The 24,061-nt window shown below is 54.2% G+C and carries 19 protein-coding genes; 12 read left to right on the top strand and 7 right to left on the bottom strand.

Features of this window, described 5'->3' with window-relative positions; translation table 11 throughout:
• Window positions 1–15 precede the first annotated feature (15 nt).
• Window positions 16–396 (bottom strand): hypothetical protein, encoded by a 381-nt coding sequence (locus tag HBA49_RS10500; RefSeq protein ID WP_146743653.1) that lies wholly within the window; start codon window positions 394–396, stop codon window positions 16–18.
• A gap of 250 nt (window positions 397–646) precedes the next feature.
• Window positions 647–1,645 carry a hypothetical protein gene (locus tag HBA49_RS10495; RefSeq protein ID WP_005524068.1) on the bottom strand — a complete coding sequence of 333 codons (999 nt, stop codon included), beginning with the start codon at window positions 1,643–1,645 and terminating at the stop codon, window positions 647–649.
• Between the two features lie 278 nt (window positions 1,646–1,923).
• Between HBA49_RS10495 and HBA49_RS13030 the strand changes: the two genes are divergently transcribed.
• From HBA49_RS13030 to HBA49_RS10480, 3 genes are all read left to right on the top strand, one after another.
• Window positions 1,924–2,181, top strand: a complete 258-nt coding sequence (locus HBA49_RS13030; protein WP_244248400.1) for a transposase family protein — start codon at window positions 1,924–1,926, stop codon at window positions 2,179–2,181.
• A gap of 234 nt (window positions 2,182–2,415) precedes the next feature.
• Window positions 2,416–3,060: a transposase gene (locus HBA49_RS10485; RefSeq protein WP_244248399.1), complete on the top strand. Its 645-nt coding sequence runs from the start codon at window positions 2,416–2,418 to the stop codon at window positions 3,058–3,060.
• Window positions 3,042–3,482: a transposase family protein gene (locus HBA49_RS10480; RefSeq protein ID WP_081455657.1), complete on the top strand. Its 441-nt coding sequence runs from the start codon at window positions 3,042–3,044 to the stop codon at window positions 3,480–3,482. The genes HBA49_RS10485 and HBA49_RS10480 overlap by 19 nt, the downstream gene beginning before the upstream one ends.
• On the opposite strand, the gene HBA49_RS10475 is transcribed toward HBA49_RS10480, so the two are convergent.
• Window positions 3,464–4,366: a DUF4365 domain-containing protein gene (locus tag HBA49_RS10475; protein ID WP_005524608.1), complete on the bottom strand. Its 903-nt coding sequence runs from the start codon at window positions 4,364–4,366 to the stop codon at window positions 3,464–3,466. The genes HBA49_RS10480 and HBA49_RS10475 overlap by 19 nt on opposite strands.
• Window positions 4,367–4,916: 550 nt before the next feature.
• Here HBA49_RS10475 and rplJ point away from each other — a divergent pair.
• From rplJ to HBA49_RS10450, 5 genes are all read left to right on the top strand, one after another.
• Entirely contained in the window at window positions 4,917–5,438 is a 522-nt protein-coding gene (gene rplJ, locus HBA49_RS10470) for a 50S ribosomal protein L10 (RefSeq protein ID WP_005524719.1), read from the top strand.
• A 60-nt stretch (window positions 5,439–5,498) separates the two neighbouring features.
• Window positions 5,499–5,885, top strand: a complete 387-nt coding sequence (rplL, locus tag HBA49_RS10465) for a 50S ribosomal protein L7/L12 (protein ID WP_005519536.1) — start codon at window positions 5,499–5,501, stop codon at window positions 5,883–5,885.
• A 346-nt stretch (window positions 5,886–6,231) separates the two neighbouring features.
• Complete coding sequence (gene pgfA / locus HBA49_RS10460; RefSeq protein WP_034994794.1) at window positions 6,232–7,248, top strand: cell envelope lipid trafficking protein PgfA; 1,017 nt, start codon at window positions 6,232–6,234, stop codon at window positions 7,246–7,248.
• Window positions 7,249–7,651: 403 nt separating this feature from the next.
• Entirely contained in the window at window positions 7,652–11,146 is a 3,495-nt protein-coding gene (gene rpoB, locus HBA49_RS10455; RefSeq protein ID WP_081455667.1) for a DNA-directed RNA polymerase subunit beta, read from the top strand.
• A 37-nt stretch (window positions 11,147–11,183) separates the two neighbouring features.
• Complete coding sequence (locus tag HBA49_RS10450) at window positions 11,184–15,191, top strand: DNA-directed RNA polymerase subunit beta' (protein WP_005524331.1); 4,008 nt, start codon at window positions 11,184–11,186, stop codon at window positions 15,189–15,191.
• A 118-nt stretch (window positions 15,192–15,309) separates the two neighbouring features.
• Here HBA49_RS10450 and cas2e read toward each other — a convergent pair whose 3' ends face one another.
• From cas2e to cas6e, 4 genes are read right to left on the bottom strand one after another with little or no spacing between them, the layout of a single operon-like run.
• The gene (cas2e, locus tag HBA49_RS10445) at window positions 15,310–15,639 is read right to left on the bottom strand and encodes a type I-E CRISPR-associated endoribonuclease Cas2e (protein WP_005524224.1); all 330 of its coding nucleotides are present in this window, start codon (window positions 15,637–15,639) and stop codon (window positions 15,310–15,312) included.
• A 20-nt stretch (window positions 15,640–15,659) separates the two neighbouring features.
• Window positions 15,660–16,595 carry a type I-E CRISPR-associated endonuclease Cas1e gene (gene cas1e / locus HBA49_RS10440; protein WP_005524098.1) on the bottom strand — a complete coding sequence of 312 codons (936 nt, stop codon included), beginning with the start codon at window positions 16,593–16,595 and terminating at the stop codon, window positions 15,660–15,662.
• Window positions 16,595–19,279 (bottom strand): CRISPR-associated helicase/endonuclease Cas3, encoded by a 2,685-nt coding sequence (locus HBA49_RS10435; RefSeq protein WP_005523909.1) that lies wholly within the window; start codon window positions 19,277–19,279, stop codon window positions 16,595–16,597. The genes cas1e and HBA49_RS10435 overlap by 1 nt, the downstream gene beginning before the upstream one ends.
• On the bottom strand, window positions 19,279–19,941 hold the full coding sequence (gene cas6e, locus HBA49_RS10430) for a type I-E CRISPR-associated protein Cas6/Cse3/CasE (RefSeq protein WP_005524691.1): 663 nt from the start codon (window positions 19,939–19,941) through the stop codon (window positions 19,279–19,281). Before cas6e ends, HBA49_RS10435 begins: the two co-directional genes overlap by 1 nt.
• Before the next feature lie 154 nt (window positions 19,942–20,095).
• On the opposite strand from cas6e, the gene HBA49_RS10425 reads away from it, so the two are divergent.
• From HBA49_RS10425 to cas5e, 4 genes are read left to right on the top strand one after another with little or no spacing between them, the layout of a single operon-like run.
• Window positions 20,096–21,646, top strand: a complete 1,551-nt coding sequence (locus tag HBA49_RS10425; protein WP_005524646.1) for a type I-E CRISPR-associated protein Cse1/CasA — start codon at window positions 20,096–20,098, stop codon at window positions 21,644–21,646.
• A complete protein-coding gene (locus HBA49_RS10420; protein ID WP_005524431.1) occupies window positions 21,646–22,212 on the top strand; it encodes a type I-E CRISPR-associated protein Cse2/CasB in 567 nt (188 codons plus the stop codon). The genes HBA49_RS10425 and HBA49_RS10420 overlap by 1 nt, the downstream gene beginning before the upstream one ends.
• Window positions 22,213–22,224: 12 nt before the next feature.
• Window positions 22,225–23,292, top strand: a complete 1,068-nt coding sequence (locus HBA49_RS10415; protein WP_005524116.1) for a type I-E CRISPR-associated protein Cas7/Cse4/CasC — start codon at window positions 22,225–22,227, stop codon at window positions 23,290–23,292.
• Entirely contained in the window at window positions 23,289–23,960 is a 672-nt protein-coding gene (cas5e, locus tag HBA49_RS10410) for a type I-E CRISPR-associated protein Cas5/CasD (protein ID WP_005524251.1), read from the top strand. Before HBA49_RS10415 ends, cas5e begins: the two co-directional genes overlap by 4 nt.
• Window positions 23,961–24,061: the final 101 nt, after the last annotated feature.

The raw sequence follows: 24,061 nt of genomic DNA, 5'->3' as shown, positions 1-24,061 counted from the left end.
ACCAGCTCAAACCCGCTAACTGTAGAACGTGCCGCTATTGACCACCTTGTCGTGGTCGTCAAGCAGCTCCCACTTGTACAGGGTGTTTTCGTACGCCTTCCCGAGCTTGCCAGAGGTTGTCGGCCAATCATCCCGCGGCCGAAGCCTGGGGGCGGGGCCGAAATCCGAATCGAGGGGCGTGAGCTGGATGGAGCATTGCATGGCGCCACGCTTGTGGTATTTGATCGTCATCATGAAATCGTCAAATTTATCCAAGTAACTAATGTAATACTTGATGCACCCACCAGCGGAAACCTCCGTTTCCTCAATATCCCTCGCAGATGCGACCGGCGTAGCCGCCAGCATTGTGGCCACGGCCACAGTCCCGGCCAGGATTGTGCGCACAGTTTTCGGCATAAACATAAGTGGTATCCCTTCGAAGTGGAGGCTCGTTAATAGCCATTATAAAAAAGGAATAAAACCCATTGTGTTTACATTATAAATGATGACAAATTGCACCGCATTGAGGGGTGCTTTCACTATATTGCGCATTCATAAAATCAGAGTCTTTTCTGGGTGAAAATTGGGGGTAATTAATTGTTCTCCATGGGTGGTTGGATAATGATTTTTTCGTTGACAGAGTTTGGTGCGATTTGTTTCAAATATGTCATTGCTTCTCTTCTCGTAAGGCAGAATCAAGGAACGCTGGCCATGCCGGATTTTTGTTAAGATCAGGAATTTTATAAGTCTCCTGATGCTCAAATAGGTAATAGATTGGCCAGGATTTGATTTCATGACCTTCTTGTGGCAATTGTTCCATCAAATACTGTGTTTCCTCAACCTGGCCAAGTAGAATAGCACACGCTATTTCACGGTGAATGTCTTTGTTCGAGAGAGATCGTTTGAGTGCACGAACCTTTTTTTCCAGTTCTGGTGTAAGTAAGCCGTTACGATGGAGTATTTGCCATTGATTTATTAAGAAAATTGAGTTCTCTGGCTCGTATGAAAGTAGCCATTCATTCAGTTCTTTGGCCATTGAGAGAAGCTCTCGTCTACGTAAAGGATTTAAATCTGCACCAGTAATAAGTTCTATTACCGTACCAGTTGCGATATTCCTGAAAGATTGTTTCTCCGTGTCGGGTGTACGATCTAGAATCTTCTTATAACTCACAATGAAGTTCTCCGGGTGGAGATTCAATGTCCTCCGTAGTGTTTTATCCTTCGTAAGAAGATCATAAGCAGTGATTAAATTAGCTTTTGATATTTCATTATCAGGGATGCGTAATAATATCGGTGCAGCTGTCAGGCTAAAACAGTTCCAAGCATCCGTATCTGAGTCGTATGTAAAAATAAAATGTAAATGGTCATCCCCTATCATTACCTTATATCTCAAGCCCTTAGGATCTGATTGGATCGATGGTTTCATTTTATAGACAAAGATTTTGACAAGACCTTCAAGTTTTTCGAGTGTTTCTTCGGTGAGATCTTCAATTTGAATAAGCCGTGAGTTTATTTTAAGGATTTCAAACAATTTATGTAGATCTGAAAATACTTGATATCGATCTTCAAAATATGGAATTTTTTTGAGTGGGATTTTGGCTTTTAGTAGCACTTGATTATCGTGGTAAATAACTCCTGAATCACTCCATGATTTTAAAAACTCCAAGTCGCGGTAGGCGTCATATAAGGAAGCTTATTCAGGCGTTTTGAATTACGACCCCGCCACCCGGTAACTGATCACCCCCGAAAGCATAGGAAAACGAGGCCGGTAGTGTACTTATAGTAAGTGTGAACAAAAATAAAATACTCTATCGACCCCGCACCGCTGATCCTAGCACACTCACCACAGATAATCTCCTCACCCTAGCAAACATCATCACCACATCAAGGCTAGACCACCACTGCCCACCAAGCCTCGGAGTGCTCACCAGCGTGCAAATCACCATGCTCTACCTGCAAGAAAACATACGACAACAAACATTAGCCAATATTTTTGGCACGTCCCAACCCACTATCTCCAGAGCGATCAATACTGTGTTAAACATCCTTGATGTAGTGCTTCCACCCCCACCACAACCAGTGGATCTTAACCCTAATAGGTTGTATGTGCTTGACGGCACGCTCGTACCATGCTGGTGGTGGAAGAACACTAGGAACTTATACAGCGGAAAGCATCATAGAAGCTTATTCAAGCGTTTTTAAATAGGCCCCTCACTACCCGGTAGCTGATCACCCCCGAAAGCATAGGAAAACGAGGCCGGTAGTGTACTTATAGTAAGTGTGTACAACAATAAAATACTCTATCGACCCCGCACCGCTGATCCTAGCACACTCACCACAGATAATCTCCTCGCCCTAGCAAACATCATCACCACATCAGGAATAGACCACCACTGCCCACCAAGCCTCGGAGTCTTCACCAGCGTGCAAATCACCATGCTCTACCTGCAAGAAAACCTAAGGCAACAAACCCTAGCTGGTATTTTTGGCACGTCCCAACCCACTATCTCCAGGGCGATTAATACTGTGTTGAACATCCTTGACATGGTGCTCCCACCCCCACCAAGGCCGAAAGACCTTAGTCCCCAACGGCTATACGTGTTAGATGGCACGCTCATACCGTGTTGGTGGTGGAAAAACGCCAGGAACTTATACAGCGGGAAGCATCATAGGGCAGGGCATAACCTGCAAATACTCACCGATCAGGCAGGTGAAATATTCTATATTTCACCACCACTACCTGGATCAACGCATGACATCACAGCTATAAGAAACACTGGCTTATTCGGCTATATGCAACCCTGGCACTGTACTGCGGATAAAGGATATGTGGGGTTAGGATGCGACACACCCTTCAAGAGAAGACCCGGGAAACCCCTGCTAGGCTGGCAGAAGCGATTCAACAAAGGGATCAACCAGATCCGGTATGTGGTCGAACGATCCATAGCTCATCTGAAAGTATGGCGGATCCTTTCTACCCCTAGCAGGCTCCCCCGAATCACAACCATCCGGGCAATCAACGTGATACGAAAAATAATGTTCTACCAACCACCAACCGAACCATGTTTTCCCAGCAGCTGAATAAGCTTCATAGGGCAGGACATAACCTGCAAGTTTTAACAGACCAGGCGGGTGAAATATTCTATATTTCCGAGCCATTACCAGGATCAACCCATGACATCACAGCTATAAGAAACACTGGTTTATTCGGCTATATGCAGCCCTGGCATATAACCGCAGATAAAGGATATGTGGGGTTAGGATGCGACACGCCTTTCAAGAGAAGACCAGGCAAACCCCTGCTAGGCTGGCAGAAACGATTCAACAAGGGAATCAATGCCATCCGGTATGTGGTCGAACGATCCATAGCTCATCTGAAAGTATGGCGGATACTATCTACCCCTTGCAGGCTCCCCCGAATCACAACCATTCGGGCGATTAACGTGATACGGAAGATAATGTTCTACCAACCACCAGCCGAACCCTATTTCCCCAGCAACTGAATAAGCTTCAAGGTATCTTGTATGCGTAATTTAACTTCGCATTCAGGATTCCCGCGATTAATTATGAGTTTTAGTCCAGGGCTAACAGCAATCTCAAGCTGATTCTCCGATAAAAGTCTATGCTGTGAATCCTGGAAGGTTATCTCCCCAGAATTAATAAAATGTCCAGTTGGCTGGTATACGTACTCCTTGGGGCTTAGCAATATATTGGCGTTTGTTGGTATTTTTGTCCTATTCACATTAGTGAGTTCTATGACTGCGTTTATATCATCTTTGCCTAAGCGTGGTCCAATTCGGGTGGGGCGCGTAAAGATGTCTGAAACAGGACTTTCGTAGAATGTAAAAGAAATTTTTTGGGGATTAGAGAATTCTTCAGGGGATATTGTTATTGGACGAGTGCTTTTTTCCTGGATGTCCTTTGCTTGATAGCAGACTCTTAATAATTCTTCAGGATCATGCGGAAGCTCTTTTAGTGGAATGCTCTTTTGCTTTTGTCCAGGCTTCATATCCTTAAACAAATCTTCAATCTGGAATCGAAAGAGGTGTGCATAGTACCCTTTATGATTCTCTTCATCTGGTTTTAGTGCTGCAACAAGGAGTAAGACTCCGTGACTCTTGAGTCCTTCAAGATCATTTTTAGTCAGTGGAAATGTTGGCGTACGGGTGGAGATAGCTCGGGTAGTCCCTTTTATCTGCACAGGGATGGTGCCCACTAAATCCTCATTTTTCTTATTTCCATCTTGATAGATGCTGATGCTTCCATCAACTAGTGGGGTTTTGTCACCTTCTGTAAAAATAGTTTTTAGGAGACCAACTTTGAAAAATAGTCCTTTAAAATAGTGTACAGCCATTTCTTCTATGCTTGAATTATCCATACCATTCATTATTGTGCTCTCCTTAAACTTTGAAAAACTCAGGCTGCTAATCACTGCTATCGGGTCAATTCTACCTATTCGGGGCCACAATATCCCTGTTAACTGCTTCGATGTCCCCTTTAGCCCCCGTCGTCAAGCAGACATCAACTCGCTATACCATAAAACCGATTTGCATTCTGATTTCGCCCCCACTATAGTGGCCACGGAAGTTTGAAATAGAAGGTAGTTCCGCAACCTGTTGCCGGAATTATCATCGCTCAAGTTTCACCGTAGACCGTCGGTCAGCCGCTACACCCCATAATGGGAAATGGAGCGGCTCGAAGATGTCTAACACAAACCACACCGTAATCACACAGTGTGTCGCGTTAGGCTGGCCCACGCAGGAGTCACTTTTGCGCCGTCCTCCTCCTGGAGTATTGTGCCCTGTGCTCTTGTACGGGGCTTTTGGTTTCTCGGGTTCCATTCCTCAAGGCGCGCCCTAGGGTAATCCCAGTTTGAAGGCCAAAACGCTCCGGCGGATAACCTCACATTGTTATGAATTCAGGAAGGAGGCGAAGTAGTGGCAAATCCCAAGAACGAAACATCGTTGGCAGAGCTCAAGCAGCGGTTCACCGACACCGATTCGCTGGTGCTCACCGAATACCGCGGCCTGACTGTGGCACAAACCACCGAGCTGCGTAAGGCTCTTGGTGCTGACGTCCAGTACTCCATCGCCAAGAACACCCTGCTGAAGTTGGCTGCCAAGCATGCGGGTGTGGAAGGCCTTGACGAACTATTTGTCGGCCCCACCGCTGTTGCCTTTATCCAAGGCGAAGCCGTTGATGCTGCTAAGGCACTGAAGAAGTTCGCAGCCGAAAACAAGGCTCTTGTTGTCAAGGGTGGTTACATGGATGGCAATCCATTGACCGCCGAACAGGTTGATGCCATCGCTGAGCTGGACAACCGCGAAACCACTTTGGCAAAGCTGGCTGGTGCCATGAAGGGCAGCCTGTCCAAGGCCGCCGCACTCTTCAACGCTCCGGCTTCCCAGGTTGCTCGGCTGTCTGCCGCGCTTCAGGAGAAAAAGGAAGCGGAAGCCTAATCGGTTTCCGCCCACCACCCCCACACCACTATTTTCTGTTTCACCGAAAGGAACACCATTATGGCTAAGCTCACCAAGGACGAGCTCATCGAGGCTTTCAAGGAAATGACCCTCATCGAACTTTCCGAATTCGTGAAGGAATTCGAAGAGGTATTCGACGTGACCGCTGCTGCTCCGGTTGCTGTTGCTGCCGCTGCCGCTCCGGGCGCTGCTGCCGCTGCTGAGGAAGAGAAGGACGAGTTCGACGTCATCATCGAAGATGCCGGCGCTAAGAAGATCGGCGTCATCAAGGCTGTGCGTGAACTCGTGTCCAGCCTGGGCCTGAAGGAAGCTAAGGAACTGGTTGAATCTGCTCCTAAGGCTGTCCTCGAAGGCGCTAACAAGGAAGATGCCGAGGCTGCCAAGGCTAAGCTGGAAGAAGCTGGCGCTAAGGTTACCCTCAAGTAATCCTTATACTTGTGCGACCCCCATCGTGATCGGTGGGGGTTATTTTTTGCTTGACGACGCCCACGGCCGCCCGTCGCAGGATCGAGAAGACCCCCGGCGTTGCCCCGACCAACCAACCGATGAAAAGTAGCGGTTTTTCTGAGCTGGACTTTCTCGATTCAGTGCCCATGTGCAGGCAGGATAAAAACCCAAACTCCAGCTCAGAACCTTTGCTACTCACGTGCCACCTGGGTAGCTTTAGGGCTACCCGGGTGCGGGGGATTGGGTGCCGGAGGGCGTCGTAACGCGCGAAGGGGGAGGGATCACGGTGGGAAAGCGTATGAGGTTTGCATTAGAATCAGTACCCATGCTTCCAAAGTCACGTATTGTTTCAGCCCTTGCGATTGGTCTTGGACTAGCGCTCGTGGCGTGGGGGGTGCTCTTTCCACGCATTGTTCCCACCGATGCTCGCCTGCCGTTGTCGTTGAAGCAAACAACCATGACTTTGGTCGACCAACATGCCACGCAACGTATACCTAACGATGGCACAACCTACACCGGCCCCATGACTAAGCAGTATCATGCCGAGCTGTTGCCGCCGGTGGATCAGGAGGTGGCAACCGCCCGCATTGGTGTGAGTCTCATGCGGGGCGAACACGGTCCAGAAGGGGCGATTCAGGCCTCTGACCTCGATCGACTGGTGGAAGCCACCGTATGGACCTACACCTTTAAACGCACCACCGGTATGAACACTTCGCCGGTGAAATTCGTGAACATGCCGGCCACTGGTGCCATTGACGTGGATTTTTCCGGCTATTGGGTGAAGTTCCCGCTCGACGCGAAGCAAACCAGCTATGAGGTATTTGATGCCACGCTGCGCCGGACCGCGCCCGCCGTGTATAAGGATTCCCAGGAACGCAATGGCCGCACCATTTACCACTATCAGCAAAAGATTGATCCGACGAATACCGCGGATTTGTATTCCACATTCTTCACCACCATTAAGCTGCCGATTAAGCCTGCGCCGCCGGCCGACAAGCCGCAGGACATTGAGGCGTACCTGTTTCATTCCGGGGTCCGCGACTATTACGTGGATCAGATCAGCGGCATGATCGTCGACATGTCCGAAAATATTATCGATTATTACGGTGATCGTAATGGCGGCAAGCTTGCCGACGCCCACCTGTTTGCCGGCAAGATGAGCAATGAGCAGTCGGCGGCCATGTTGGCGCAGGCGGCGCAGCTAAGCGACGGGCATATCATGCGCATCATTACTTGGGTGGTGTTGGGATTGGGCGTGGTTACCACCTTCGCCGGCATCATGGGGGCGTTCGGGGTAGGGCGCCGCCAGGACGAGTATGCCGAAGACCTGGAAGAAGTCTAAAGAAATGTAACGTCCCCCACTGTTATGGTGATTATTTCCGTGGATGCTGCTATGGTGTGTGCTGAGCACCCAATGGTGATAGTCAGAGCAATTTTTAATATAATATTGGCACAAACAGAGTGATTTCGGCGCGAGCGATCGGCACATTTCGGCAGCATCTGAGCAGTATTGACAGATGTGCTTTACAAAAGTAGAAAAAGTGTATATCATGGTTCTTTGCGCTGGAATCTTCTAAGCCTTTCATGTCACGACCTTGTTCAACCGGGTAGCAAAAAACCCAATTTGACAAGGTCATTCAGTGCTATTTACTGGCGCTTGAGGTTTAGGGATTCCCTTGCAGACCAAATTGCTCATTTACCAGCGGTTTTGGTGGCCAATATTGCGGGGTCACCATCCGCGTGAGGTGCTGGAAGGACCCATCTTGGCAGTCTCCCGCCAGACCAAGGCCACTATCCCTGGGGCTCCCGAACGGAAGTCGTTTGCGAAGATTCAATCACCCATCGAAGTCCCAGGCTTATTAGATATTCAATTGGAGTCTTTTGCTTGGTTGATCGGTTCGCCGGAGTGGCGTGCCCGTCGTCAGGCCGAATTGGGTGAAGACGTTCGAGTAACCAGTGGGTTAGAGGATATTCTCGAAGAACTCTCACCGATTCAAGACTATTCCGGCAATATGTCCTTGTCGTTGTCGGAACCCCGCTTTGAGGAGATGAAAAACTCCATTGACGAGTGTAAAGACAAGGATATCAATTACTCCGCGCCATTATATGTGACCGCCGAGTTCATCAATAACGAAACCCAGGAAATCAAGTCCCAAACCGTGTTCATTGGGGATTTCCCCATGATGACCGACAAGGGCACATTCATTGTGAACGGCACCGAGCGGGTGGTGGTTTCCCAGCTGGTGCGTTCCCCTGGCGTGTATTTCGACCAAACCATTGACAAGTCCACCGAGCGTCCGCTGCATTCCGTGAAGGTCATTCCGTCGCGGGGTGCCTGGCTGGAGTTCGACGTAGACAAGCGCGATACCGTGGGGGTGCGTATCGACCGGAAGCGCCGCCAGCCGGTGACCGTGCTGCTCAAAGCGTTGGGGTGGACCACCGAGCAGATAGTCGAACGGTTCGGCTTCTCGGAAATAATGATGTCCACGCTGGAAAACGACGGCGTGGCCAACATGGATGAGGCGCTGCTGGAAATCTACCGCAAGCAGCGCCCCGGCGAGCAGCCCACCCGAGACTTGGCGCAATCGCTGTTGGAAAACTCGTTCTTCCGACCCAAGCGCTATGATTTGGCCAAGGTGGGCCGGTATAAGTTCAACCGCAAACTCGGCCTGGGCGGCGACCACGATGGGTTGATGACGCTCACGGAAGAAGACATAGCCACCACCATCGAGTATTTGGTGCGGTTGCATGTTGGTGAGACCTCCATGACCTCACCCACCGGCGAAATCATACCCGTGGAAACCGACGACATTGACCACTTTGGTAACCGTCGGTTGCGTACCGTGGGCGAGCTGATTCAAAACCAGGTTCGGGTGGGCCTGTCCCGCATGGAACGGGTTGTGCGCGAGCGCATGACCACCCAGGATGCGGAGTCCATCACCCCAACTTCCCTGATTAACGTGCGGCCAGTGTCCGCCGCCATTCGGGAATTCTTCGGCAGCTCCCAGTTGTCGCAGTTCATGGACCTCAATAACTCCCTGTCCGGCCTGACCCATAAGCGGCGCCTGTCCGCCCTGGGCCCGGGTGGTTTGTCCCGCGAACGCGCCGGCATTGAGGTGCGTGACGTGCACGCCTCCCACTATGGCCGCATGTGCCCGATCGAAACCCCCGAAGGCCCGAACATTGGGTTGATCGGTTCCCTGGCGTCGTATGCCCGGGTGAATTCCTTCGGCTTTATCGAAACCCCGTACCGCAAGGTGGTTGACGGCGTGGTCACGGACGAGGTGGATTACCTCACCGCCGACGAGGAAGACCGCTATGTGGTGGCCCAGGCCAACACCAAGTTTGACGAGAACGGGGTCATTACCGAAGACCGCGTGACCGTGCGCCTGAAAAAGGGTGACATCCAGGTGGTGGATGGCAAAGACATCAACTACATGGACGTGTCACCGCGGCAGATGGTGTCCGTCGCTACCGCCATGATTCCGTTCCTGGAACACGACGACGCGAACCGTGCCCTCATGGGTGCGAACATGCAGCGCCAGGCCGTGCCGCTGGTGCGTTCCGAGGCGCCGCTGGTGGGCACCGGCATGGAGCTGCGTGCCGCCTACGATGCGGGCGACCTGATTATCAGCAAGAAGGCCGGCGTGGTCGAAACCGTGTGCGCCGACTACATCACCATCATGGGTGATGACGGGGTGCGCGACACCTACATGCTGCGCAAATTCGAACGCACGAACCAGGGCACCTCGTATAACCAGAAGCCGCTCGTGGACGAAGGCGACCGGGTGGAGGAAGGCCAAGTCGTGGCTGATGGCCCCGGCACCCACAACGGGGAAATGGCGTTGGGCCGGAACCTGCTCGTGGCATTCATGCCGTGGGAGGGCCACAACTACGAGGACGCCATCATCTTGAACCAGCGCCTGGTGGAGGAGGACATTTTGACTTCCATCCACATTGAGCAGCACGAGATTGATGCGCGCGACACCAAGCTGGGTGCCGAAGAGATCACCCGGGAAATCCCGAACGTGTCCGAGGACGTGCTCAAGGACCTGGACGAGCGGGGCATTGTGCGCATTGGCGCCGACGTGCGCGACGGCGATATCTTGGTGGGCAAGGTGACCCCCAAGGGCGAAACCGAGCTGACCCCGGAGGAGCGCCTGTTGCGTGCCATCTTCGGCGAGAAGGCCCGTGAGGTGCGTGACACCTCGATGAAGGTGCCGCACGGTGAGACCGGTAAGGTCATTGGGGTGCGCCGCTTCTCCCGGGAGGATGAGGACGACCTGGGCCCGGGCGTCAACGAGATGATTCGGGTGTATGTGGCCCAGAAACGGAAGATCCAGGACGGCGATAAGCTGGCCGGTCGGCACGGCAACAAGGGTGTGGTGGGGAAGATCCTGCCGCAGGAAGACATGCCGTTCCTGCCCGACGGCACCCCGGTCGATGTGATCCTCAATACGCACGGTGTGCCGCGTCGTATGAACATCGGCCAGGTGCTGGAGGTTCACCTGGGTTGGTTGGCGGCCGCCGGCTGGAAGGTCGACGTGAATGATCCCGCCAACGCCAAGCTGCTGGAGACCCTGCCCGAGGACCTGTACGATGTGCCCGCCGGCTCGTTGACCGCCACCCCGGTGTTCGACGGCGCTACGAACGACGAGATCGCCGGCCTGCTCGCTAATTCCCTGCCCAACCGCGACGGGGATGTGATGGTGAACGCCGACGGTAAGGCCCAGCTTTTCGACGGCCGTTCCGGCGAGCCGTTCCCCTACCCGGTGTCGGTCGGCTACATGTACATTCTGAAGCTGCACCACCTGGTGGACGAGAAGATTCACGCCCGCTCCACCGGCCCGTACTCCATGATTACTCAACAGCCGCTGGGCGGTAAGGCCCAATTCGGTGGCCAGCGCTTCGGCGAAATGGAGGTGTGGGCCATGCAGGCCTACGGCGCCGCCTACACGCTGCAAGAGCTGCTCACCATCAAGTCCGACGACGTGGTGGGCCGCGTGAAGGTGTATGAGGCCATTGTGAAGGGTGAAAACATCCCCGACCCGGGCATTCCCGAGTCGTTCAAGGTGTTGCTCAAGGAATTGCAGTCCCTGTGCCTGAACGTGGAGGTTTTGTCCGCCGATGGCACCCCGATGGAACTGTCGGGCTCCGACGATGATGATTTTGACCAGGCTGGTGCCTCAATGGGTATCAACTTGAGCCGCGATGAGCGTTCCGACGCTGACATTGCCTAACGGTATTTCACCACACTTCTTTAAGAAAGGGAGCTACGTGCTCGACGTCAACTTCTTCGAAGAGCTTCGCATCGGCCTGGCGACCGCTGACGACATCCGCCGGTGGTCGAAGGGCGAGGTTAAGAAGCCGGAGACCATCAACTACCGTACCCTAAAGCCCGAAAAGGACGGCCTATTCTGCGAACGGATTTTCGGTCCCACCCGGGACTGGGAGTGCGCCTGCGGCAAATATAAGCGGGTGCGCTACAAGGGCATCATTTGTGAACGCTGCGGCGTGGAAGTCACCAAGTCCAAGGTGCGCCGCGAACGCATGGGCCATATCGAATTGGCGGCCCCGGTCACCCACATTTGGTACTTCAAGGGTGTGCCGTCCCGCCTGGGCTACCTGCTGGACCTGGCCCCCAAGGATCTCGAACGCATCATCTATTTCGCGGCCAATATCATCACCAGTGTGGATGATGAGGCCCGCCACAATGACCTCACCACCCTCGAAGCGGAAATGCTGCTGGAAAAGAAGGATGTGGAGGCCGATGCGGAATCCGAGCTTGCGGAGCGGGCCCAAAAACTGGAAGAGGACCTGGCTGAACTAGAGGCCGCGGGCGCCAAGGCGGACGCGCGTCGTAAAGTGCAAAACGCTGCCGACAAGGAAATGCAGCACATTCGGGAGCGCATGGAGCGGGAAATCGACCGCCTGGAGGAGATTTGGCAAACCTTCGTCAAACTGTCCCCCAAGCAAATGATCATCGACGAAACCATCTACGAGGAACTCGTCGACCGCTATGAGGACTACTTCACCGGCGGCATGGGTGCCGAAGCAATTCAAACACTCATTCGGAACTTTGATCTTGATGCGGAGGCCGAAGAGCTGCGCACCATCATTGCCGAGGGCAAGGGCCAGAAGAAAATGCGGGCCCTCAAACGCCTCAAGGTGGTTGCCGCGTTCCAACGCTCCGGCAACGATCCCGCCGGCATGGTGCTCGACTGCATTCCGGTCATCCCCCCGGAGCTGCGCCCCATGGTGCAACTCGACGGTGGCCGTTTTGCCACCTCCGACCTCAACGACCTGTACCGGCGCGTCATTAACCGCAATAACCGCCTCAAGCGCATGATTGACCTCGGCGCCCCCGAGATCATCGTCAATAACGAGAAGCGCATGCTGCAGGAATCCGTCGACGCCCTGTTCGATAACGGCCGTCGGGGACGCCCCGTCACCGGCCCGGGCAACCGACCCCTGAAATCCCTGTCCGACCTGCTCAAGGGCAAGCAGGGCCGGTTCCGCCAAAACCTGTTGGGTAAGCGCGTGGACTACTCCGGGCGTTCCGTTATTATTGTCGGCCCGCAGCTCAAACTGCACGAGTGCGGCCTGCCGAAACTCATGGCACTGGAACTGTTCAAGCCGTTTGTCATGAAGCGGCTGGTCGAACACGACTTCGCCCAAAACATCAAGTCCGCCAAGCGCATGGTGGAACGCCACCGCCCCGAGGTGTGGGATGTGCTGGAAGAAGCCATTGCCGAACACCCGGTGATGCTCAACCGTGCCCCCACCCTGCACCGCCTGGGTATCCAAGCCTTCGAACCGAAACTCATCGAAGGCAAGGCCATCCAGCTGCACCCACTGGCCTGTGAAGCCTTCAACGCCGACTTCGACGGCGACCAAATGGCCGTGCACCTGCCGCTGTCCGCGGAGGCGCAGGCGGAAGCCCGCATCCTCATGCTGGCATCCAATAACATCTTGTCGCCCGCATCCGGCAAGCCGCTGGCCATGCCCCGCCTGGACATGGTGACCGGCCTGTACTACCTCACCATGGACAAGCGCGAGGACGAATTCGGCGGTCAAGGCGCCTATCGGCCCGCCACCGCCGACGGCCCCGCCACCGGCGTGTACTCCTCCGTGGCGGAAGCCATCATGGCCAAGGACCGCGGCGTGTTGGGCCTGCAAGCCAAGATCAAGGTGCGCATCTCCCACCTGCGGCCCCCCGCCGACATCGAGGCGGAGCACTTCCCCGACGGCTGGGAGCAGGGCCAAACCTGGCTGGCGGAAACCACCCTGGGTCGCATCCTCTTCAACGAGCTGCTGCCCTGGAACTACCCGTACCTTGAAGGCGTCATGGTGCGCAAAGGCGGCGGCACCGACAAAATCATGCTCGGTGATGTCATTAACGACCTCGCCGCCAAATACCCCATGATTACCGTCGCCCAAACCATGGACAAGATGAAGGACGCCGGCTTCTACTGGGCTACCCGCTCCGGTGTCACCATCGCCATGTCCGACGTGCTGGTGCTGGACAACAAGGAAGAAATGCTCGAATCCTACGAGGCCGAGGCCCAGGAGATCGAGCGCAAATACTGGGAGCAGGGTGCCCTCACCACCCGCGACCGGTACGAACGCCTGGTCGAATTGTGGAAGCATGCCACCGACACGGTGGGTAAGGCCGTGGAAGAGCTCTACCCGGACGACAACCCAATCCCCATGATTGTGAAGTCCGGTGCTGCCGGTAACATGCGCCAAATCTGGACGCTGGCCGGCATGAAGGGCATGGTGGTGAACTCCAAGGGTGACTACATCACCCGGCCGATCAAAACCTCCTTCCGGGAAGGCCTGTCGGTGCTGGAGTACTTCAACAACTCCCACGGCTCCCGCAAGGGCCTGGCCGACACCGCCCTGCGTACCGCTGACTCGGGTTACCTCACCCGTCGTCTCGTGGACGTGGCACAGGACGTCATTGTTCGGGAAGAAGACTGCGGCACCGCCCAAGGCATCCGCGTTCCCATCTCCGAGGAAGTCAAAGACGTTGAGGGTAATGTCGTGGGCTATACACCGCACCCCATGATCGAAACCTCCGTGTCCGGCCGTGCCCTTGCCAAGGCGGTCACCCAAGGCGACGAAGTGTTGGCCGAAGCCGGCGACTACCTCACTGACGAACTGGTCACCAAACTCGTCAACGCCGGGGTGGATCAGGTCCGGGTTCGCTCCGTGCTCACCTGCCAAACCGCCACCGGCGTGTGCGCCAAGTGCTATGGCATTTCCATGGCCTCCGGCAAGCAGGTCGACATTGGCGAAGCCGTGGGTATTGTGGCCGCCCAATCCATTGGCGAGCCTGGCACCCAGCTGACGATGCGTACCTTCCACCAGGGTGGTGTTGGTGGCGACATCACTGGCGGCCTGCCCCGCGTGCAGGAGCTCTTCGAAGCCCGCGTGCCCAAGAACCGCGCCCCCATTGCTTCGGTGGCCGGCACGGTACATCTGGAAGACGAAGGCAACTTCTACACCCTCACCATCAGCCCCGATGATGGTTCGGACGATGTGGTGTACGAGAAACTGTCCAAGCGCCAAGGCCTGGCCAACGTGCGCGTGCCCATGAGCTCTAACCCGGGTGCCTGGATCGAACGCACCCTGGCCGAAGGCGACCACGTGAACGTCGGCGACCGCCTCCTGCGCGGCCCCGCCGACCCCCACGACGTTCTGGAAATCCTGGGCCGCCGCGGTGTGGAACAACACCTGGTTGATGAAGTGCAGGCAGTGTACCGCGCCCAAGGCGTGGCCATCCACGACAAGCACATCGAAATCATCATCCGCCAAATGCTGCGCCGCGGCACCGTGATCGAATCCGGCTCTACCGAATTCCTCCCCGGCACCCTCGTCGACCTGGCGGAGGCTAAGGCCGCCAACACAGAGGCCATTAAGGCCGGTGGCCGGGCCGCCGAGCTGCGCTCCGAAATCATGGGCATCACCAAGGCATCCCTGGCCACCGAGTCCTGGCTGTCGGCCGCATCCTTCCAGGAAACCACCCGCGTGCTCACCGACGCAGCCATCAATAAGCGCTCCGACAAGCTGATTGGCCTGAAAGAGAATGTGATTATTGGTAAGCTCATTCCGGCCGGCACCGGCATCGCCCGGTATCGCAATATTGCGGTGAAGCCCACCGAGGCTGCCCGCAATGCCGCGTACTCCATCCCCACCTACGGTGACGCCATCTATGGTGATGATGGGTATGGTGACTTCACGGGTGCCTCCGTCCCGCTGGACGAAGCATTCGACATGTAGTCAGCCAAGAATCCGCAATTTCTGGTCTGCATAACCCGCCCCACCTGGGTAACCGTGGTGGGGCGGGTTTCTCTGTTTCCCGCTTTACGACGCCTAAAGCACCCCGCCGGGCCCGATGCTACGCCGCATCCTCCGTGTCTTCCTCGTCTAACTCCGGCTCATCATCCTGTGGAACCCGCGAAGTCAATAACAACCCATCCATATCAAACAGCGGACGCGACTGCGGACCCGTCATCCGAATATTGAAACCCTGCTCCCGCTCATGGCAACTATGCACCAACGTGAACGAACCCATTGTGATAGTCCCATCAATCCGGGCCCAAAGATTATCAAGCACCACTGGGGAAACAATCCCCACATATAACCCAGTCGACACCTCGGAAAAGAACCGAGTGAGAAACCCCCGCACATGATCGGGAATCGCCGTACAACTAATAACAGCAAACATCACATTCCCCTAACCTGCGACTAGGCATACTGGGTATGCCCAGCAACCTCACGATTACGACCACCAATAAGCCGGTCATCATTCCGCGCCGGAAGGTAGGGGGTCAAAATCGTCATGAGAATCTGGAGCATCTCTTCAAGAATCTTGTTCTTCACAATAAGTTTCCGCAGATCACTACGGACCAGTGTCGCATAGTTATCCGAACGAGCATGCTTAAACGCCAAAGGAATCGATATATCCGGCTTATACATATCGGCCAGGTCAAAAAGCAACGAACGAATATCACCCCGGTGAATGATCCCCAAGGCGGGATTCACACCAATTGCGGAACAAGCAGCCGCTGCACAACCATAAAGAATAGAATTCGCCAGATTGAGAGACTGATTGATCGGATCCGGCGACTCGGTGTTGCGCTTGAAATCCTTGACCTTATAGCGGGCAGCCACCTGCTTATAGGTTTGGCGCATAAGCCGCCCCTCAAGCCCCCGCATGGTGGCTATGGACGCATTATTAGGCATGACCTCAATGCCCAACTGTTTCCGATAAAGAATGACGGCGGCCTTCCGCTGGTGAGCCTCATTAGCCACCAGCCGTGCCTGGGCGATTGCCCACCGGGCCGACGACGTGAGCGGCGTCGCCAAGCTATAAGCTGGAACCCCACCGCCACCACAATACAAAATTGCTGTGCCGGCCCGGGCACACGACGTTGCCGCAGGTTGACTAATGCTGGTTCCCGGACCCAACATCAACACCCCCAACCCAGCCACCGGAAGCTGGATACGAATCCGCTTAGGGGAATCACTGGGATAATCCCCACGTTGACGTGCAATAACACCCGTGCGATCCTGCCGAACCTGACAATACTCCAGGTAAAGGTACGAAACCCGATCCTCCAACCGCACCTGGTCTTTTGTCGGGATTGTTGAAAACGCTAGGGCTTCCTCGGAATAGGCCATCAGCTCTCCTTAATGGGTATGAGCCCAAGCCGCTGATCGTAGAACCTGTTGGCATTTTCTACCACCTTGTAGCGGCATAGGATGGATGAATTACTGGTAATGTCTGTGGCCTCGCTGGTCATCGCCTTATAGCTGCTGGTGTCCGGGATTTCCACGACCGCCCGCAGCGCCTCCCGAATGGCTTCGGTATCATGCCATTTGATGCTGTTGAGGTCCGCAATGCTTCCCGTCCAGGCGCCGGGAATCGTCCCTGTTGGGTCGTGCAGGATTGCGGGAATGGTGATCCGGTCGATGAGTCGGGTGGCGGTTTCGGCGAGCTCATCTTTATGAGTGATGGTGAAAAAATCGGTGTTTGTTGCATCGTCGGCAAGCACCGTGGAGAAATCAATGCGAGCGTTATTACCGGCGTTGATCTTGTGGATAAGCTCGGCGATCTCGTCCATGCCGCTCGCATTATCGTCTTCGTCGTCGTTCAGGGTGGTAAACAGTTCGGTGAGCCCCATGGACGATTGATTGATAAAATCCTGGATTTGGTCGGGGAAGCGCAGCGGCTTCTTCCCATCAACCTCATCAAGCGCAGCAATCCAATGGGCCACCCGGTCGAGTTGCGCCGCGAAATACGGCTTGGTCTGCCACTCCTTAGGATTATCGATGGCGGCAATGGAAATGGTTTTATGCGCCAACCCAGGCACCCGATCCGCCCGGGCTACATCATCGCGGCGCCAAAGCCGCCCGGCCCGTTGAATGAGCGACTCCGCCGGGCAAAGCTCGGTGCGGAGCGCATCAAGGTCGATATCCAGCGACGCCTCTATCGCCTGAGTCCCAACCACAAGCACGGTCGTTGCCTCGCCATTCTTACCGATACTTTGTTCGAGTTCCTCGGCGTTCCGTCGCCGATGCTCGGCGGTCATGCGCGAATGCAACAACACCGGTTTCTCATGATCGAATGCCTGCACGATTGCCTGCGCCCGGTCCACAGTGTTGCAAATTATTCCGATGCGAGCCTGCGGATACGCCTGGCGTTGGGCCTGAATCCACCGGATATGGCTGTCTACTAACTGGTCATAAGGAACCGGATCAACAGTGAGATCAATGGTGTAAGGCTCCGTCGGTATTACCACGGGAGGCGCGTCCGTGGCCGGGTCCGAGTCGATCTCGTCCCCCGACCGGGGAAGCCACGTGGTGAAGCTGGGGAAGCGCGCCGGGTCGCTGTCGTGCTTGCTGTAGGCCTGCTTGAATTTTTCCTGCTGCCACGCCGGCATAGTTGCGGTGAGGAAAGTAATGGGGGTGTGGGTGGCCGCCCACCAGTGCAGCAAGTCTTCGAGCAGCTCGGATTGGTAGGCATCCAGGGTGTGCACCTCGTCAATGACCACATGAGCATTGGCGAGGGCCAGGAGCCGCAGGTGATTAAACTTGGTAGGCAGCGATCCTAGAATCGCCTGGTCAACGGTGCCAACGCAGACCGGCGCCAGGAGCCGCGAGGCCCCGGACTTCACAAACTCGGTGGGGAACAGGCCGCCGTTATCTTGATAATTATCTCCCACCATCACGTCGGACACCGAAATGTTCTGGGAATAGAAATCTTCCGTGATTGCTAAACCATGAGCCAACGATGCGACATTGGTGGTGCCCTTAAAAGCTTTCTGCACTCGACGCATGATGGCGTTTGTGGTGGCCTGGGTGGGGAGCAGGAAAATCAGGCGCTCGTTCCGGGTAGCGTGGCGCAGCAGCGCCGCCTCGGTCTTGCCGGAACCCGTGGCCGCCATGACGTTCCACAGCCCGTCACCCTGCTCCAGCGCCGCTGCCTGCGCAAAGCGGGGCGGGAAGCCGTCGAGAATGTCTGCGCGTGCGGCCTCCCGCGTGGACCAATTCTGGTAAAGTCCCACGGTTTTCTTGATGATCTCCACCGACTCCGCCGCCCGATGCGTCACCCACTGTTTCGGGTCCGCCAGGCTAATGATCCCCTCGTCCATCTCGCGTTGCGCGGTTTGCGTCCAGTCCAATTGTGAGGCGATGCGGTCGGCCAGCACGACAAGGCCAGAGATGAGCACTGTCACGGTGGGGGAGACGTGATCGGGGAGTTCATCTCGACTCATCCCTACCCCGAGTTCCACCTGCGCTATGAGGGCTTTATGAATCTTACCCCACGGGGTAGTGTCGAAAATTTGTTTGATCTTAGTGATCTTGAGATCGGTTGCTCTCGTGGGATTAAACGCGGCAAATTTTCCGTGATGCCCCACCAACGCCAGCGCTAGCCAAGAATCCGCTGCATCCATATCGGTTTCGATATCTTCATCCAGGATGATTGCGGAATGATTCTCATGCCGTCGCATAGCTCGTGTTTCCGAGAAATAGCTCATGTAATCCGGGCTCACCGTAAGTCCGTGCCGCCGGAGGTTTTCCCGAATCGCCGTAAAAGTCTCCCCCTGTTGCTTGTTTTGTTGCTGGAAATGTGGATTGGCTTTCCCAATGTCATGCAGGCCCGCCACGAGCATTAAGAGCTTGTCGACGTGTTCCCCTAGCTCGTCGATAAGCAGGGAGCGTAACCCCGGACGCAACCAGCGATGATACAGCTCACCCATAACTGCGCTGGTGTCTAATAGGTGCCCTAGCAGTGGGTAGGGTGTTTCGAGCCCTCGCTCTTTGGCCCACACCACATTCATATCCACACCCAGCGGCGACATTATGCGGCCCTTCTCGCGGTGAGGAGTCCGCAACCATAGGCTTTTGCGCGGCCTATGCCGGCATGCATGATGTGTTCCAATGCTTGGCTGTTGGTCACTACCCCCATGCAATCGAAAGTATCAATTTGCAGAGCCCTGGAAACCTTAGGGACTTGTAATACTTGCCTATTATGATTGAGGAATTCTATCCCTTGCAATGCTGTGGATAGTTTATATGCTACATGCTTTTCTGCCGGATTTAATCCGGTTTCCGCATCGAGCGGCTGTAGTGCAACAGGGGTGATAACTTCTCGTTTTCTACCGTTCGTTTCGATGGTGCGTCGGGTAACCGTATTCAGTGCTAGCCGGAAGATTATGGGAGTTCCATTTTCGTACGAAGGGTATTCCACCTGTTTCGTTTCTATCACCCCTTCCAAGTCTGGTGCGACCACATCGCAATCCGATTGCACCAGGAAATATGGTGCTTGACCTGGTATGAATTCATATCGGAAGAGAATATTATTTCTGGAGCGCGCTTGATTATCCTCAAAATCCGGGAATAGTCCCATCACTGCCCGGTGCCGAAACTCGGGATCATCCACTCGCCACCGTTGGGTCTTTTCCGGTTTTCGCGCTAGGGCAACATGGACCGGAAACTTGGTCAAATAAGTCATAAATGACATGTGAGATGCATCTCCTTATCTCGCACTGGGGCTTGGAAAGAAATGATGTCAACGGGGGTAAATACCTCTGTGCAATTTTCTCTTGACTAGCAGTGTATCAGACGGTTAACGTTAAGGATAGAATTATTTAATTTTTGGTATTGAGGAGTTGTCCATGGGTCCTATGCCGCTCACGGAGGTAAAATTTATTAGGACTTTTTTACGAGATGAGCCTGTCGATATGACGGTTGAAGAGGTTCTCAAGCATGCAACTGACCCAGATTTCCGACTAAACCTTGATGTTTCCGGCATGGAATTCATGTCGATTATTCGGCTTCTTTCGCATATTGGTGCCCGTATGCTGCAGAAGGATGATTCTCTTCACCGGAAACATAGAAAGAAGCCGTTGCCGGATGGGCTTATTGTGGAAACTTTGGCGGAGCTGGAAGCGGATCGGCCGCTTTATGGCGGTAAACAGAATTTTTTCCAAATCCCGGATTCAAAAGGGGTGGTTGGCAGGGGAAAACAGCCTACCTCTAAGCTATCGCCCACGGCTCCGGGGGATAATTCGCAGGCCTATTGGGATCGTGATAAACACAAGCCTGTAACCCTTTCGGCCGAGGAGGCCATGCGGCAAATACTGATTTTCAGCATGTATTCTTCGGCTGGAAATAATAAGTTTGAGAACCGTAAATGCCAGAATGGTTCCCCGGGAATCCGATTTCTTGGTGCCGGAAATACTGCGACCGAAGTGATGGTGCAGTCGAAAAATTTGTGGGATAGTCTGCTATGTTCCATTCCAGCAACTTGGGTGGCTGGATCCGGCATGCCTGCCTGGGCAGATCCAATGGGGGAGCAGTCGAAAACTGATACCGGCATGCATCCGTTGTGGCAGGCTTCTTGGATGCCTAATGGTGTGAGCGGTTATTGGGAGGGCAGAGAGCTAGTCGGCGTGGGGGTCGGCGGGGTACCCCCACAATATTTGGGATCATTCTCTAAAGTGTGGAGCCCCTATGGCGATAAGGATGCTAAGGAGTCTTATAAAGCCTGGTTTAAGCAGCGGGATACGGAAGACCCTTTCTACCTGTACATACGGGATTCCAAAACGAATGATCCCAAGGCAAAGCGATTGGATCTCAGCAAGGATCTCATTCAGCTCGCTGTGGAATGGGCTCGGGAGGGGACTATTTCCAAGCTTGATAGCCTCATGGCGGGGCGGGTAGCAGCCCCTAATTTTAAGCATGACAAGCTGTTATTTGCGCGGCATCAGATTGGCGGTAACGCCTCGACGCCGGTTATTCGGGAATCGGTGACCACCAATACTGCATCATCGCTGTGGTGTCTTGACCAGGATCCAGAGGTGCAGGCCAGGATCATTGGCCAGGCGGAGTTTATCGATACCCTCAAACAGCGGGTTTGCGCACCATTTCGCAGGCAAAGCGATAAGGACCATCCCACCTTTGATGATCTCGCAGATCTCCGACCCATGATGGAAGCGGAGTTTTGGCGCCGTATCACTCCCGTGTACGAGGAAGTGATTAGTACCGCACAAGCGGCGGATTTTAATGTGGTGGAGCTGTATGAAAAAGGGGTAGCCGCCACCATTGCCGCACTTGATGCAGTTATTGATCCGTATTTGCTACAGAATCCTAAGCGAAATATCAATGTCAAAGAGCGGACAATACGCTTCCTTTATGCACTACTCAAGGATAAGAAAGGTCAGTAATGTCAGAGCTCAATATTTATCACTTCGTGCAACACATTATTCGTCAGGCAAAGCGGAAACAGGAATCGCGGGATTCCCAGGCGATAAGGGAAATAGCTGCGCTTCGCTCTGGAATGTCCATCACCACGGAATATCGGGCTTATCCCTATGTGTTGCCAGATCTTGGTAATGCTTCGCCACGGGAGCGTATGGTTGCGTTGCGCTGCGCCGCCATGATTGCGGAATATGCTGATCTAGGTGCTGATTCGGATGATGCGTCGCCGTTGCGGTTTGGCGTCTGGGCAAATCATCTTGCTCGGAAGATCGGTGATGATGATTCGGTGGATGGCATGATCGCTTCTCGCCTGGAGTATTTGCATACCCAGGACGTAGAGGAAGCCATCACTACAATCCGGCGGATTCTGCAGTACGCCCAGAGTAATAGCTTTACCCAAAGAGTTGATTTTATTCAATTGTTTAAAACCTTTTGGTACTGGGGGAATGGCTACAACAATGATTCCCTGAACCGTCGCCTGCAAATCTTGCGAGATTTCTACGGCGCATCGAACCCCGTCACTACCAATTAAAGGAGGAAACTCATGTCCCACCATCTAACCCTGCATATTATTGCCTCGGTTCCCTACTCCAATCTGAACCGTGATGACACCGGCACGCCCAAGCACGTTCGTCGTGGTGGGTATTTAGCGGCGTTACTGAGCTCGCAATCTATCAAAAAGGGGATCCGCACGAAATACGAGGCGAATTCGCTGGTAACATCTGTGCGTTCCGGACAGTTGGATGCTGATGTGGTGGATCGGGCGCTTGCTATTAATCCCGATGCTGATGAAAAAGCGTTGCGCAAGAAAGCTAAAACCCTACTTGGTAAGCTCACCAAGGCAAAGGAATCCGATCCAGAGAAGGGTAAAGAATCCGATCGGTCCATTTGGTTGAGTAGTGAAGAGTTGGAGACAGCAGCAGCACAAATTCTAGAAGATGCTGACGGTGATTTCCTGCAAGACTACAAAACAGGCTCCCTCGCCATTGCTTCTTTCGGTCGCATGTTTGCTGCCGCGCCGCAAAAGGGTACGGAGGCGGCGCTGAGTGTTTCGCCCGCGGTCACCACGCATGCGGTTGCTATCGCTACGGACTATTTCTCCACCATTGATGATATTAAAGAAGCCAATCGTGATACTGGCGCAACCTATCTTGGCGTGGCCCAGTACACGACCGGGGTGTTCTATCGCACCGTGACTATTGATAAACAACAGTTGCGGAGGTCCTGGACCGGTTTTGATTCCCCCGATAGCGATGAAAGCCTACGATTGCTTGTCGACGCTATCATCTATGGGCTTCCCCGAGGTAAACAGCATTCCACGGCGCCTTTCGTGCAGCCTGCCCTGGTTCTGGCTGAAGAGCAACGCTACCGTAGCGCCTATGATTTCGAAGCACCGGTCCAGCCAGACCGGAAAGAAGGCGGGTATTTGAAGCCAACATTGGAGGAACTGGATCGGCAGTATACCGCTGCACGGGCTTTTGACCGGGGCAATTTTGATGGGGTGGAATTTGTTGCTGGTACGGCAGCAGAAGTCCAAAACCTTTTCAAAGATGCTGAACACGGCTCCAAAGATGAGCTCATTGACGCTGTGGTCGCCTGGATTAAGCAATGACAGAAGCACTGTATATTCGTCTTGCTGGCCCGTTGCAATCATGGGCGGGGCCAGCAATCACTGGCAATTTTGTTCGAACGGAACCACGACCTACTCGTTCTGGACTTGTGGGATTGTTGGCGGGTGCTTGCGGCTATGGTCGGGGAGAATACCCCGAATGGCTCACCCAGCTGCATTTCCAAATCCGGGAGGACAATCGTGGGACGCTGGTTGATGATTTTCACACCATCAATCCGCGGGACACGGAAGAGGAATTCCGATCCAGGCTCCTTCTTGCTATGGGACAGCGACCAACAAAGAAGCTGCTTAATAGCACGCCTGATGGGCAGGGCCTCACCGCTATCACGGAACGAACCTATATCGCTGACGGTGAATTCATTGTGCAGATTAAGGCCGGTTCACGGGAACACCAAGAGCTTTTGGCCGAAAAACTGCAGCAGCCCCATTTTGTGACGTACCTGGGCCGGAAAGCCTTTGCGCCATCGTTCCCCTTCTACCTAGGCGCGGGTCCGGACGACACTCTCGCGCGCATCCCTACCGTAGGTGGGGAAGAACCCAAGAAGATTCTGCGTTTTTATGCGTTGGATGATTATGGCTACACCACCACAACGGTTCCCGTCGTGAAAGACCGCAACCAATGGTTGACGGAAGTCTCTGAAATCTTCTGAAGCGCATAGTCACGCCCCAGCTTGCTTTTCGACGAAGGCGGCTGGGGATTTTTGCTATATGAAGCTTATTTAGTTGCGGGGAAATAGGGAAGCTTATTCGG

Source organism: Corynebacterium matruchotii (assembly GCF_011612265.2).
GTDB lineage: Bacteria > Actinomycetota > Actinomycetes > Mycobacteriales > Mycobacteriaceae > Corynebacterium > Corynebacterium matruchotii.
The sequence above is the reverse complement of the archived record's forward strand: the minus strand, read 5'-3'. Positions and strand labels throughout refer to the sequence as shown.